This window comes from Vibrio gelatinilyticus, from assembly GCF_022836845.1.
Classification (GTDB): Bacteria; Pseudomonadota; Gammaproteobacteria; order Enterobacterales; family Vibrionaceae; genus Vibrio; species Vibrio gelatinilyticus.
In genome coordinates this window covers 239,046-251,385 of record NZ_JAJNNZ010000005.1, presented here as the reverse complement: position 1 = coordinate 251,385, position 12,340 = coordinate 239,046, and the positions used below count along the sequence as shown (strand labels likewise).

Genomic DNA, 12,340 nt, shown 5'->3' with positions numbered 1-12,340 from the left:
AACTTACTGTCATTAAAGTAATTTGGCCAACGATACGCTGTGGTAATACGGCAACATAACTACCGTGAGTCATGCCATAGCAAAAGCGTATGTTACTCAAACCTGCCCTGTTGTGTAACATTTCAATCGCGGATGAACTAAAATACTTCGCAATCTCGTATTCCTAATATAAGAATGGTAGGTCGTAAAGCATGAGACTTTTTTTCGCACTCACATTTGATGATTTGTCCAAGAAAAAGCTGGCGATTTATCAGCAGGTGTTACACAAACATGACATTAAAGGTCGCGATACACGCACTGAAAATTTCCATATCACTCTGGCGTTCATTGGGGAATCATCGTCAGCACAACAAGTCGCGCTGCGTGATATTTTGCAGCAACTAACCGCCAAATGTGAGCCAATATTGATCGATCACTTAGGCTCCTTTCGGTTAAAAGCAGGCCGACTGGTGTGGGCGGGTATCGCTGATAACCCAGTTTTGTCTTCCTTGCAGTCACAGTTAAGCTCAAAGCTTGTGGAGGGTGGGTTTCTGAGCGAATCGCGGACTTATATTCCACATATCACTCTGGCCCGGCAGGTAAGAGGTAATGCTAAGCTAGAACAGATTTCAATAGAGCCTTACCTTGTTCAGGCACGCTCTGTAGCGCTGATGAGCAGCCATCATATTGATAATCAGATTGTCTATCAAATCGTGGATGAGTGGCTATGTTGATTTTCCCGCTACGCGATGGCAGGTGCAATACTTAAGGATAATCTTGTTTAGTAATGTCTAATGTAGTATAAATGATAACAACAACACCGTTTGTCCTATTTTGAGGTATGCAGATGAATGAACAATTAATTCTAGTTATCGGGTTACTCGCGCTATTTTTCCTATATAAAAGGTTTAAAGCAAACAAAGTGAAAGCACAGCTTGCGACACTTGATAGTAAAGACATTCAATTGCTTGATGTGCGAAGTGAAGCTGAATTTTCTGGCTTTAATGCACCGGGTAGCTTGAACATTCCGGTCCATTCTCTTGTCGCGGGTAACACAAAGGGGCTGGATAAAAGCAAAACACTCGTGGTGTATTGTGCCTCAGGAATGCGTTCGGGCAGTGCCTGCGTTTGGCTTAAAAAACAGGGCTACAAAGTCATTAATGCCGGAACGGTAGCTTCGGTTGTACAGCATATCAATCATTAGACGTTTGACTTCTGTCAGCTGAGTATTGCCATACATTTGGTATGCATGGCAATTGATTGGTATAAATTGGCGATTTGCTTAGGCTTCATGAAGTCAGTGAGACCATTCTATAAAAATAGTCGATAATGACAGACCACCCCCTAGGAAACCAGTTCAACGGCCTCACGCGTCAATCTAGCTAACTCATCCCAGTTATGATCTTCAATGAGCTTCTTGTCTACCATCCAGGTGCCGCCACATGCCAAAACACGAGGGATCGCCAGATACTCATTGATATTGCCCGGGTTGATTCCACCTGTTGGCATAAATGAGATATCGCCGTATGGAGCAAGCAGAGCTTTAGCCATATTGATGCCGCCAGAAGGTTCAGCAGGGAAGAACTTTAATGTTTTTACTCCTAGTTCGAGCGCGGCTTCTATCGCACTAGGGTTATTGACGCCTGGGACAATTTCAATGCCAATCTCTTGGCATGCTCTGACAGTATTTGGGTTTAACCCAGGTGAAACTACAAACGTTGCTCCAGCCTCTTTGGCTGCAATCGCTTGAGCTTTATTGAGCACGGTACCCGCCCCAATAAGCATATCGGGCTGAGATTGGCGCAATAGACGAATAGCTTCAACCGCCGCTTCCGAGCGAAAGGTTATCTCAGCAGCGGGTAAGCCGTTTTCCACTAGCACTTTCCCCAAAGGAACTATGTCCTCTGCCTTATCGATTGCAATAACGGGAATGACTTTAAGTGTTTTAAGTTGTTCTTTTAAATGAGGCATCGTAAACCTATTTGAATGTTTTTGTGATTTCGTTGGTATGCGCTCTCTGGATGATCGCGCCGGGGTGTTGAATGACTTTTCCTGCCAGTGCATTGCCTCTATGGCACGATCGCTTAATACTTTTTCCTGCGAGATAAGCAGAAAGAAATCCGCCATTAAATGAATCGCCTGCAGAGGTTGTATCAACGACGTTTTTTACCGGCTGGGTCGAAACTAAAATGGGATCAACCGAAGAGGATTCGCTCGTTAAGCAACCTTGAGCTCCGAGCTTAACAACGACCTTTTTCACCCCTGATTGATGTAAACGTTCAATGGTTGCTTGAGGTGTTCTGTCACCCCAAATGAGGTGCTCATCATCAAAGGTAACTAAAGCTAAGTCGGTGGTTTCATAAGTTGCTGAATAGATATTTTTAACCGTTGATAATTGGTCGTCAGGCCACAGTGCGGGACGGTAATTACTATCAAACGCAATTTCGACTCCTTTCGCACGCAGCTTGTGAAGTAACGCTACCAGTTTGTTGCGATCATCATCAGGGAGAATTGCCAGACTAATTCCGCTAATAAATACCATCTGCGCTGAATAAAGGCGGCTTTCTATTTTTTTAAAATCAGGGTGCTCTAGCAGGTATTTTGCTGCTGATTGATCGCGCCAGTACAAAAACGTACGTTCACCGACCTCATCGAGTTGTATTAGATAAAGCCCAGGTGTGCGTTTGTCATCAATCAGAACAAGATCGGTGTTTACACCCTCTTCATTCCAATGCGCTTTCAGGCCGTTACTTAACGGATCTGAGCCCAAAGCTGACACGTAACAGACTTTAATAGGGTGCTCTATTGCTGCTGTCTCGCAGCTTCGACTGAGGTAGACCGCTGCATTGAGAGTGTCTCCCCCATAGGTTTGCTGCATAGCACCAAACGGCTTACCGTTTAGCTCAATCATGCACTCACCAATTATGGCAATGGTTTTCATTATTCTTCTTAACCCGTGTAGTGACACACCAAAATAGGTGTGCGTCGGATAAAATTAACAAAGGCCTATCAATCTAAACTGATAGGCCTGTATGTAGTGTTTTGCCGTCTGTTAGTCGTCTAGTTTTACAAACATAGTTGTTAAGATGAACGACAGGGTGAACACACCAACAACACCTAGAACAGCCTGAATAAAGTTCTGTGTTCCACTTGCAAGGTAAGCTGGTAAGCTAAATACCGAAGACAGGATGTAACTTGTTAGGTGAGTGTCGATGGTGACAGAAATAGCGCCGACAATACCTGCAGCGATACTTGCTGTGAACATGGCTTTAGTGTATTTCGTTAGAACACCAAATAGAGCCGGTTCGGTGATACCTAAGATAGCAGTGACACCAGAGCCAACAGTCACTGAAGATTGCTCTTTCGATACGCTATTACGCTGCTTGTACCAAATCGCCATAGTCGCACCAGCAATAGCAAGGTTGCCAAGACACATGATAGGCATCAGCAGATCTTTGCCATACAAAGCGAAGTTATTGAGACTAATTGGGGTCATGCTGTGGTGAATGCCAAATACAATAGTAATTGGGCGAGTCAAGCCAAAGATAAATCCGGTAAGAGTAGGCGACACTTCTAATAGAGAGCTTACAACCCAGCCCGCACCGTCACTGAGCCACATACCTGCAGGTGCAACGAATGAAAGAACGAGTGTCGAGGTGATAGTAAAAGCCAGTAGTGGAGTGAACACAGGCTTTGCTGATGCTGGGACCAGTTTGTCAACCATCGGAGTGACTTTTGATAGTACCCAAACAGCAAGGATCGCAGGAACAATCGCTCCGCCGTAGTTCATCAGTTCGATAGGGATAACACCGAACACGTTAAGCTCCGCCGCAGCACCAATCTCTTTAAGTTGGCTCGCCTTGTCTATCAGTTTGGGAGACATCATCGCCGCCGCAACAGCCAGTGCAATGTATTCATTTACTTTGAAGACTTTTGCTGCAGAGAAAGAAACCAGCATTGGTAAGAAGAAGAATACCGCGACTGAGATAGATCTAAAGAAGAAGACAGTATCTGATGTTTCAGAGATAACATTGGTAGCAATTAGACCAGATAGTAGTCCCATTAACATACCAGCACCGGCAATTGCGGGAACCACTGGTCCGAAGATACTTGCAACCACACGCATGGCGTTTTGGAACCATTTACCTTTGTCTTGTTCCGCAATTAGGTTATCGGTAGGTAACTGTTCACCCACGAGGCCTTGACACCAAAGTTCTGTGACCTAGTTAACTTGATCCCATATTCAACTTGAGTGATCTTTTCGTGGTGGCAATCTGGAGGTATGAATAAGAAAACATTACCTCCACCGCCTGATTTCGATTCGCCTGAAGAGGCGAAAGATATCATCCACTTTTTGTGGAATAAGCTGGCAGAGCTTGAAGACCGGCTAAATCAAAATAGTCGAAACTCTTCTGTGCCATCATCACAGCAGTCTTTGCACAACAAAGCCAAGAATACTTCACCTAATCGGAAGAAATCTGGAAAAAAGCAAGGAGCTCAACCCGGACATAAAGGCCATCGCCGACTACTTCATCCCGTAGAAGATAGTGCCTCGGTTGAGCAATACTTACTAAATAAAACATGCCACTGCGGTGGTTGTGTTATTCCAAATCGAAAACCTTATAAACGACACCAAATCTTTGACTTGCCTGATATCTCATACACACTTGTTGAACATCAGGTATTCAAAGGCGAATGCTCTTGGTGTGGTGAGAAACATCAAGCAGAGCTTCCAGATTATGTGCCTGATGTTCAAATGGGCCCAAATCTGCATAGCTTCATCTCAATCCAAGCAACGCAGCATCATCAAAGTATAGGTAAAATACAGTCTATGCTGAGAGATGTTTTTCAGCTGAACTTCTCTACTGGGGCGATATCAGCAGCACAGGGGCGAGTGACTGAATATCTAGCTGATACTCATGTACAAATTCATGAAACCGTCAAAGCCTCTCAACTGATTATGGCTGATGAAACCTCACATCAACGTAATAATGATAAACGTTGGATGTGGGCTGCACTGAGCAATGACGTAGCCTTTTTCCAGATTAATAGCGGTAGAAATCAACATGCTGCCAAACGACTGCTCGGTGAGGCGGTCTCACACCTTTTAGTGACTGACCAATACTCAGCCTATAAATATATTGATGACTCCAAACGACAGTTATGCTGGGCACACATCTTGAGAAACGTTATAGCTATCGAGGAAAGTGTTTGCCCTGAAAATCAAAAAATAGGAGAAAAACTCGCATTAATCGCTCATAGCGTATTCAGGTGCCACCATCGATATATTGAGAGAAAAATTAGCGAAAACCAATATTATCATCGACTCAGGCGATTAAGAAAAAGCTGGCTTCATTGGCTTAAACTGGGCAGTTATCAATGCTCTAAACGATATCGAGGTCGGTGCCGTAATCTCATCGCTGACGATGCTATGGTCTGGCGTTTTATGGATGACTCCGAATGTCCGTTAACAAATAACGCTGCCGAGCGAGTTCTCCGAAATTACATATTGATGAGAAAGTGCTGTTATGTAACTCGTTCATATCGCGGAGACCTGTTCCGTGAGCGGATGTTCTCGCTTATCGAGACCGCTAAACTTCAACAGATCTCCGCTTATAAATGGCTGCGTGAAATCGTCGAACATCATATGCTCAAAGTGGCTTATCAAACGCCCCCGTTTTTATCGTAAACCGTCGTCAATAGCTCGCGGGTGAATAGTTACCTTGAAGATACCTTGGGGTGTTTTCTTACTGTTGTCATCCATCGTATGTTCCTTTATCTAGTCAACGTCGGAATACCTCTACATCATATAAATTCCAGAAAGTTCGTAATAATGGCAATCTCATTACAATTAAGATGCGAATAGATTTATCCCAATAACAGTAGTCGATTATTGGCAATTCTAACAATATGAATTTTATAAATTATACGAAAAGCGCTGGCCACTTTTAATCGTATTGCATCCCTTGTCAGCGAGAAGCAGTGTTTGCTGATAGGCACTACATCTTGGCAAGGGTGAGATGACTGCAGAGCTGTTAGGAAGAAAGCCTCGATACGAGGGCAAAAAAGAATACCAAGTAGAGGGCAAAAACTACAATTGCTGGCGAGTATTTTTTCATGTTGAGTTCGTCTTTTAGAGAGGATCTAAGCGTATTTTTCACTAACGATTGAGGCGTGAACAGGAATTAGAGAAATTCAAATTCGCCTAGTTTGAGACCAGCTATATATTTTTGTGACATCAGGTAGGTATCAGCGAAATGCAACGTCACTTGGGGTGAGGATGTGTCTTGTGGTTCGCTCAATAAGGCTTTTCTGAAACGTTTCTATTTCCAGCTTACTGCATTGCGGCCATGATGTTGCCTCACCTACTACCCCGTGATGACGAAAAGCATTGAGACGAATTTGGGTCTCAGTGGGCAATGTGTTTATCAGCGCAGCCAGGGCATCAATTTCTGATAACAAATCTGATTTTGAAGGAATGTGCAGCAGCCTCACCTCATGCAGTTTTTTATGGCGGGCGAGGTAGTCGATAGTGGTGGATACACGATGATTGTCGCGGCCAACTAACCACTGGTGAGTTTCTTGTTGCCAGGCTTTTAGATCTATCATCGCTCCATCAAGTACAGGAAGCAGTCTGTCCCAGCCATTCGTTGATAAAGAGCCATTGCTATCGATAAAACACGTTAAGTGATTTAGTGAAGCGCCATTTTTAATGGCTCGGAAAAGTTCACTTATAAAACGAAGTTGTAAGGTAGCTTCACCGCCAGACACCGTTATACCGCTAAGAAAGGGTGCATGTTGCTCGATCAATGCCAGCATATGTCGCAAACTATAGCTTCGCACTTTAGGGTTAGATTGGTGAGGGCAGACATCAATGCAGCGATCGCATTGCGTGCAGAGCTCTTCGTTCCACTCGACTTGCTTGTGCGTGTTTAACGTAAGAGCACTGCTTGGGCACGTCGCTACGCAGTCACCACAATGATTGCAATGGTTGATGGTGTGCGGGTTGTGACAGTTAAGGCATTGATAATTACACCCTTGCATAAAGATGACCAGACGGTTACCGGGGCCATCGACGCAAGAGAAAGTCAGCACTCGGCTGACCTTCGCTGTAAGGGTGTGGATATTAACAGCTTGCAAGGTTTAGGCCTTTTCACTGCGCTTAAAGGTTGGTGCCATCTCGCCGCTGATCACGCGAGGTTGCCTGTCGAGGATACCGGTATTTTCTGCTGCGCCCGTTCCCAAAAAGGTGGTGTTAGTGCGCGAGCCTTGCGCGTTGTACTTGGCGATATCAGACAGTTTCACCATATAGCCAGTCACTCGCACAAGATCGTTAGAATCGACATTGGCGGTGAACTCGCGATAACCTGATTTGAGTGCGCCTTGGCAGAGGTTATACATGGCTTCAGGGTTCGACTTGACCGTTTCATCGATGGTTAGAATATCGCTGATACCGGATTTATAGTAACTATGATGGCCAGCAGTCGCACGGACGTAACTGACAGGATCCGGCTCTTGTCCATAAGGAATACGAACGCCCGGGGTTACATCGTGATCTAAGTTGATGCCGCCTTGGGCGTGCAGCAGTGCGCGCTGTTCTAGACCGTATCTAACGGGAGTTGCTTCGACGATTTGTGCCAGTTGCTTTGAAATGTCGTGGCCTAGGGCGTTAGCAGTTTCTGAATGGCCATATTGGTCAGTCATTCCTTGCTTTTCCATCAATATGTTCACAGCCTCGGCCATGCCATAGATGCCGAACATTGGAGCAAAACGGCTTTCCTCAATAAGGCCTTCAGCTACGAGAAAGCTCTCTTTGAAAAAGCCAGATTTTTCGTGCAAAAAGCTGCTGCGCTCTTCAATTAACTCGAATTGAGCATCACAGTATTGGGGTAACACGCGGTCAAAAAAGTCATCGAGATTATCAGCGCGTTTGGCGACTTCCTTGAGGTTAATACGAGTGAGGGTATTTGCTCCACCTGCTAGGGGAAGCGAGTTGTAGCAACTCACAATGCCAAATCTTTGCTTGCCAAAGGTATCTGCATGGATTGGATAGTTGGCTATGTGGGGCTTACTGCATTTGCAAATATTGTCGGTCGCGATGCGCAGTAGCTCTGCAGGCGTGACTTCCGGATCGTGCATAAAGGTCAGATTGGGAGCGATCTGTTTTAGCTCAGCATCGACTTTCAAAATGGTGCGGCAAATGATGTTATCACTTGGGCCAATATTAGCATGCATAAAGGCATCAGGTAGGGTGCGATCGAGCATGATCCAAAAGAGTTTTATCTTTTGATAAACCTGAGACTCACTAAGATCGCCAACGTAAGGCAGTAGTACGTCATCCAGCTGACCTAAGTACACAGGGATTGAAGTTACTGAAGGAACATGATGATAGATGATGGTCAGCATGTTGAGCGCTTCATCAAAGCTTGATGCTGGAGAAAGCTCAAGATATTCCGACCCTTGTGATAAAAACTTCGCGTAATCGGGCAACACGTATCTTGGCTTGTAGGGAGCGTTCCCTTCAAACATGTCACAGATAACGCCTTCTTGCATCGCGGTTGAGGTATCGGCAGAAAGAGAAAGGTAAGGCAACGTGGCATCTGCTTCTGCAGCAAGAAAATTACGCTTTTGATTTGGAGATAGGCATGTATCGGTGACAATGTCGTAGATCTTTTGTTGTTGGTCGTTCATCTTTAAACCTCATCATTATTATGGGTATTAGTTTAAAGTGAATTTGTTATTTCTTAAATTGAAATTTAATCAATCAGTATTGTCCATTTTGGAAATAACATTAAAAGTCAGTGCTTGAGCGATATAGTGACCTTATCAGCCAGTGATTATTGAGATTATCGACTCACAATTCGGCTTTAACACAAGGCTTTTTCATGGCTGTTAGTAAACACAATGAATGACGTGAACTGCTGAGATAGGTCGCGCTTGGTAGGAGCAAGGGTCTGCAAAAAGATACATTAAACGTCTTGGGAGGCGAAGTATTTTCCTCAATAGCTTTCGCATAAAGCTTAGCCACCATAAACATGCCGTGCGCAATGGGTTGCTTAAATCCAAATAACGGTGACAACCAGCGACTAAGATGAATGGGGTTGTAATCCCCAGACAGTCTTGCGTACTGCCGTGCATTACCCACATTTATCGTGTCCCACTGGCGGACATTATCAAGCGTGTCTTGTTGCGACTTGTTTGGTTTGCTGGTCGTCGTTTTTCCTTTTGTGCGGTCAGGCATTAGGTACTGACTGCGATATTGAGCAACGATAACATCGTTGTGTTTCAACATTCCTGTTAACTCGAATGTTTGACCTCGTTCGGTCTGCGCCTGAGATGTCAAAGAAAGTTCAAATTGAAATGTTTGCTTTATGTCGATGGCAGTGTAACTCTCAAACTCTATGCCTGTGTGCACAAGTCCAAGAGGCCTAATTGCAACTTCTGGGTGAGTAAATAGATAAAGTTGGGCGGCCTGAGTTGCAACAAACAGATAGGGCAATGGAACCCCTATATCGGGTAGGTCAAAAAAGTCGCGGTACTGTGCCACCTTGCGCGGTTGAAATGAGAATCGATTGATTAATAATGCAAATGGTTTCAACGGGGTATGTGTAGAGCGCTTTAACAATGCTTTGAACAGTAAAGGGCGATACGACGGTAGTTCTGACAAATCTAACTTCAACACATTGCGCCTCGTGCTTTCTATGGCTTCTGAAGTGCAAAAGTATAGCGCGAATCAGTATGCCTCTAAAGTAAGTGCTTACGTTGAAAAAGTGATGATCAGCCACAAAGAATAAAACAGTCGTTGATTAACCCATAAGGGATTGCAAAACGCTATTGTTTTAGTAAGCTCTAATATTATAGCTTTGATTATGGGGGTGACGATGGTTTGGTTAGATAAAATGCAATGGTCAATATTACTGATTGTCGGCAGTTTGTTTTTGCTGGCTCCATTTACTCCGGAACCTCATCTGATTGAAAAGTCGCGCATGCTTTTTCTAGGAACTCTGGTAAAACCAATCGATATTTTTGATTTGTTTTTTCACGGACTTCCACTGTGCATCATCGCTATAAAAGCCTATCGTCAATTCGTATTAAAAGTCGAAAACTGAATGTTCATCTGACGCGAGAAAGCCCAACATTACCGAATGTTAGGATTGCTCGCGGCATGATTCAATCCACCACAACATTAATAACTAAAAGCCCAAGCGATAAGACACCGTAGATTGGTGATTCCCTGCGTCATACTGGTAGCTGTATACCAAACTTTGATCGCGATTGATGCTATACCCTGCATCGGCGATCAGGTCCCAAGAGCGAAAGCTAGAGCGGCGCCCATTATCTTCTTTAAGATCGTTAAAGCTAAAGGTGTATTCGGGGGTCACGCTAAACCATATATTTTTTCGAGTGTCGTAGGTCATGTTAAGCGATAACTGGGTAAAACTGGCATTGTTCGACATACTATTATGCGAGAATGAACCCAGTGCCATTTCAGGTATCAGTCGGACATTTCTACTTATTGGCACGTTGACGTGAACGCCAATCTCCCCTGTTTTGGCTCGTAGACCCTTGTCACCATAATTGCTGTCATAGTCATAGCCAATAAAATAACCGACACCAGTGCGGTGAATAACGTTTAGCCGTAAGTCATGATTGTTAAAGTTTTCGTCGCTATGATAAGTGCCCAGTAAATCCCAATGAGGATCTACTTGACTTGTGAATTGTGCTTTGACATCAATATCATTGCTGCCATAACCCACCGATAAACCATTGTAGAGCGCATAAGGATTTGAAAAGTTGATGTATTTGCTCGCAAGCGCTGACGTTGAAAATACGGTAGTGACTATCACTGCAATGGTTGTTGATTTTATCATTATTACTCTCTTGATTAATTTTGAAGTCATCCTTGAAATAACGGTCACACAGGCGTGTGTGTATGTTCATACCAAATTGATTTTATGATGGGCTGTTATTTCTGACTATGAATTACAGATATTCAAAATTGTCATTATTCGAAGCCGACATATGCGATGTAGAAGTGTGAATGATCAGGAAGGTTGCACTTTTTGAATTGATCCTTACCGAAGAAAAGTGTTTGGTGAACTTTGTTTATGACGGTTGTATTTTTAGAAAATAACCACACCTAAAAGTAAGTCACGGATGTTGTTGCGCTATCTACGTTTTCGTCATATCTGTTCGTCAACTAGCGATAACCTTTAAGCAAGTACTCTGCAATTACGACTTAACTTCACGTCAAACGATTTTGATTGATCCCAGCACGGTTTTCTCCCATAGTTAAGCTATTGAAATATCGTGTTCAATGGGGGGAGAATGCCCAATATTCGAGATTTAGACCTAAATTTATTAAAGTTACTGAAAGCAGTTGTTGAAACCAAAAATACTCACGAGGCTGCGAGTCGACTCGGTATATCACAAACCAGTGTAAGCAGAGGCCTTGCTAAGTTGAGAGAAGTTTTCGGTGATCAGCTTTTTATCCGAAAAGCCCATGGTGTTGAACCATCGGAATTGGCAGAGAAACTCGCTGAAGCATCAGAGGCTATGTACTTTCCCATTGAAGATGTGATTAAGTCTTATAAGAACTTCGACCCGAACGAATTTAGTGGTGAAGTGAAGATTGCAACCCAGATCTATTTTGTTGAGACCTACGGCGTCAAGTTGTTTGAAGCGCTGAGAGTTGCTTTACCGAAAGCTCGTTTTCATTTTATTTATTGGCAAGATAACTCACTGAGTGAAGTGCTCAATGGTAACATCGATTATCTGATTCAGTTTAATGCCTATCCTTTACCCCAAGAAGTTTACCAACACCATCTACATTCAATAAAGCTGAGTCTTATCGCCAGAGAAAATCACCCGATCTTGTCGACCACAAGCGATTGGGAAGCAATACATGAACTGCCTCTTGTGCGATTGGTTATTGATGGCATAAACACAAAGAGATCGCCGGTCGAGGAAGTATTTCGAGCTAAGGGATATCACGCGAATATTTCGTTGACGACCCACAGTGTAAAAGTCATGCTAAACCAGTTAGTAAACTCTGATGCGATATTGTTTGGTAGTAGCTACATGTTGGAGCTGCAAAGTGGATTGGCTTGCTACCCCCTTCCAGCGATTCCTAAAGAACTCGAGCAAGTTCATATTATTGGTGGCTATTTACAAACCAAGCGAGGCGATCCTTTGAACCAGTATTTGCATCAGACAATGCAGTCTTTTTATGACAGTGTGATACAACCGGAATAGGTTGCATGTGGTGAGTATTTAGCGTTGATATTGTACTTTTTACTATTGGCAAAGTCGAAATCACGCGTCTCTTGACGATCAGAGAAGCCCCTGGGATGGGGGCTTA

General features: G+C 43.8%; 11 protein-coding genes and 1 pseudogene. 5 read left to right on the top strand and 7 right to left on the bottom strand.

Features of this window, described 5'->3' with window-relative positions; all coding sequences use genetic code 11:
* Positions 1-191 precede the first annotated feature (191 nt).
* Both thpR and LNL84_RS08910 read left to right on the top strand, forming a co-directional pair.
* The gene (thpR, locus tag LNL84_RS08915; protein ID WP_244356873.1) at positions 192-713 is read left to right on the top strand and encodes an RNA 2',3'-cyclic phosphodiesterase; all 522 of its coding nucleotides are present in this window, start codon (positions 192-194) and stop codon (positions 711-713) included.
* Positions 714-826: 113 nt separating this feature from the next.
* Complete coding sequence (locus tag LNL84_RS08910) at positions 827-1,183, top strand: rhodanese-like domain-containing protein (RefSeq protein WP_244356872.1); 357 nt, start codon at positions 827-829, stop codon at positions 1,181-1,183.
* A gap of 140 nt (positions 1,184-1,323) precedes the next feature.
* Here the strand turns inward: LNL84_RS08910 and LNL84_RS08905 are convergent, their stop codons facing one another.
* From LNL84_RS08905 to LNL84_RS08895, 3 genes and pseudogenes are all read right to left on the bottom strand, one after another.
* Entirely contained in the window at positions 1,324-1,950 is a 627-nt protein-coding gene (locus LNL84_RS08905; protein ID WP_244356871.1) for a bifunctional 4-hydroxy-2-oxoglutarate aldolase/2-dehydro-3-deoxy-phosphogluconate aldolase, read from the bottom strand.
* Between the two features lie 7 nt (positions 1,951-1,957).
* Positions 1,958-2,920 carry a sugar kinase gene (locus LNL84_RS08900; RefSeq protein ID WP_244356870.1) on the bottom strand — a complete coding sequence of 321 codons (963 nt, stop codon included), beginning with the start codon at positions 2,918-2,920 and terminating at the stop codon, positions 1,958-1,960.
* Between the two features lie 111 nt (positions 2,921-3,031).
* Positions 3,032-4,138: pseudogene (locus LNL84_RS08895) on the bottom strand (PTS sugar transporter subunit IIC); the annotation flags it as partial.
* A 123-nt stretch (positions 4,139-4,261) separates the two neighbouring features.
* On the opposite strand from LNL84_RS08895, the gene tnpC reads away from it, so the two are divergent.
* The gene (gene tnpC / locus LNL84_RS08890) at positions 4,262-5,668 is read left to right on the top strand and encodes an IS66 family transposase (RefSeq protein WP_244356869.1); all 1,407 of its coding nucleotides are present in this window, start codon (positions 4,262-4,264) and stop codon (positions 5,666-5,668) included.
* Positions 5,669-6,228: 560 nt separating this feature from the next.
* On the opposite strand, the gene LNL84_RS08885 is transcribed toward tnpC, so the two are convergent.
* The 3 genes from LNL84_RS08885 to LNL84_RS08875 all read right to left on the bottom strand — a co-directional run bounded on the left by LNL84_RS08885 (position 6,229) and on the right by LNL84_RS08875 (position 9,661).
* The gene (locus LNL84_RS08885) at positions 6,229-7,119 is read right to left on the bottom strand and encodes a YjjW family glycine radical enzyme activase (RefSeq protein WP_244356868.1); all 891 of its coding nucleotides are present in this window, start codon (positions 7,117-7,119) and stop codon (positions 6,229-6,231) included.
* A 3-nt stretch (positions 7,120-7,122) separates the two neighbouring features.
* Positions 7,123-8,670: a YjjI family glycine radical enzyme gene (locus LNL84_RS08880; RefSeq protein WP_244356867.1), complete on the bottom strand. Its 1,548-nt coding sequence runs from the start codon at positions 8,668-8,670 to the stop codon at positions 7,123-7,125.
* Positions 8,671-8,833: 163 nt separating this feature from the next.
* Positions 8,834-9,661, bottom strand: a complete 828-nt coding sequence (locus LNL84_RS08875; RefSeq protein WP_244356866.1) for a MaoC/PaaZ C-terminal domain-containing protein — start codon at positions 9,659-9,661, stop codon at positions 8,834-8,836.
* Positions 9,662-9,860: 199 nt separating this feature from the next.
* On the opposite strand from LNL84_RS08875, the gene LNL84_RS08870 reads away from it, so the two are divergent.
* A complete protein-coding gene (locus LNL84_RS08870; protein WP_244356865.1) occupies positions 9,861-10,088 on the top strand; it encodes a hypothetical protein in 228 nt (75 codons plus the stop codon).
* An 84-nt stretch (positions 10,089-10,172) separates the two neighbouring features.
* On the opposite strand, the gene LNL84_RS08865 is transcribed toward LNL84_RS08870, so the two are convergent.
* Positions 10,173-10,850, bottom strand: coding sequence for a hypothetical protein (locus tag LNL84_RS08865; RefSeq protein WP_244356864.1), 678 nt, complete (start codon positions 10,848-10,850; stop codon positions 10,173-10,175).
* Between the two features lie 457 nt (positions 10,851-11,307).
* Between LNL84_RS08865 and LNL84_RS08860 the strand changes: the two genes are divergently transcribed.
* A complete protein-coding gene (locus LNL84_RS08860; RefSeq protein ID WP_244356863.1) occupies positions 11,308-12,234 on the top strand; it encodes a LysR family transcriptional regulator in 927 nt (308 codons plus the stop codon).
* Positions 12,235-12,340 lie beyond the last annotated feature (106 nt).

Excerpts from the sequence above, each read along its gene's own strand:
- LNL84_RS08905 (WP_244356871.1), bottom strand. The coding sequence starts at position 1,950 with ATGCCTCATTTAAAAGAACAACTTAAAACACTTAAAGTCATTCCCGTT.
- tnpC (WP_244356869.1), top strand. The coding sequence starts at position 4,262 with ATGAATAAGAAAACATTACCTCCACCGCCTGATTTCGATTCGCCTGAA.
- LNL84_RS08900 (WP_244356870.1), bottom strand. The coding sequence starts at position 2,920 with ATGAAAACCATTGCCATAATTGGTGAGTGCATGATTGAGCTAAACGGT.
- LNL84_RS08880 (WP_244356867.1), bottom strand. The coding sequence starts at position 8,670 with ATGAACGACCAACAACAAAAGATCTACGACATTGTCACCGATACATGC.
- LNL84_RS08865 (WP_244356864.1), bottom strand. The coding sequence starts at position 10,850 with ATGATAAAATCAACAACCATTGCAGTGATAGTCACTACCGTATTTTCA.
- thpR (WP_244356873.1), top strand. The coding sequence starts at position 192 with ATGAGACTTTTTTTCGCACTCACATTTGATGATTTGTCCAAGAAAAAG.
- LNL84_RS08910 (WP_244356872.1), top strand. The coding sequence starts at position 827 with ATGAATGAACAATTAATTCTAGTTATCGGGTTACTCGCGCTATTTTTC.
- LNL84_RS08860 (WP_244356863.1), top strand. The coding sequence starts at position 11,308 with ATGCCCAATATTCGAGATTTAGACCTAAATTTATTAAAGTTACTGAAA.
- LNL84_RS08870 (WP_244356865.1), top strand. The coding sequence starts at position 9,861 with ATGGTTTGGTTAGATAAAATGCAATGGTCAATATTACTGATTGTCGGC.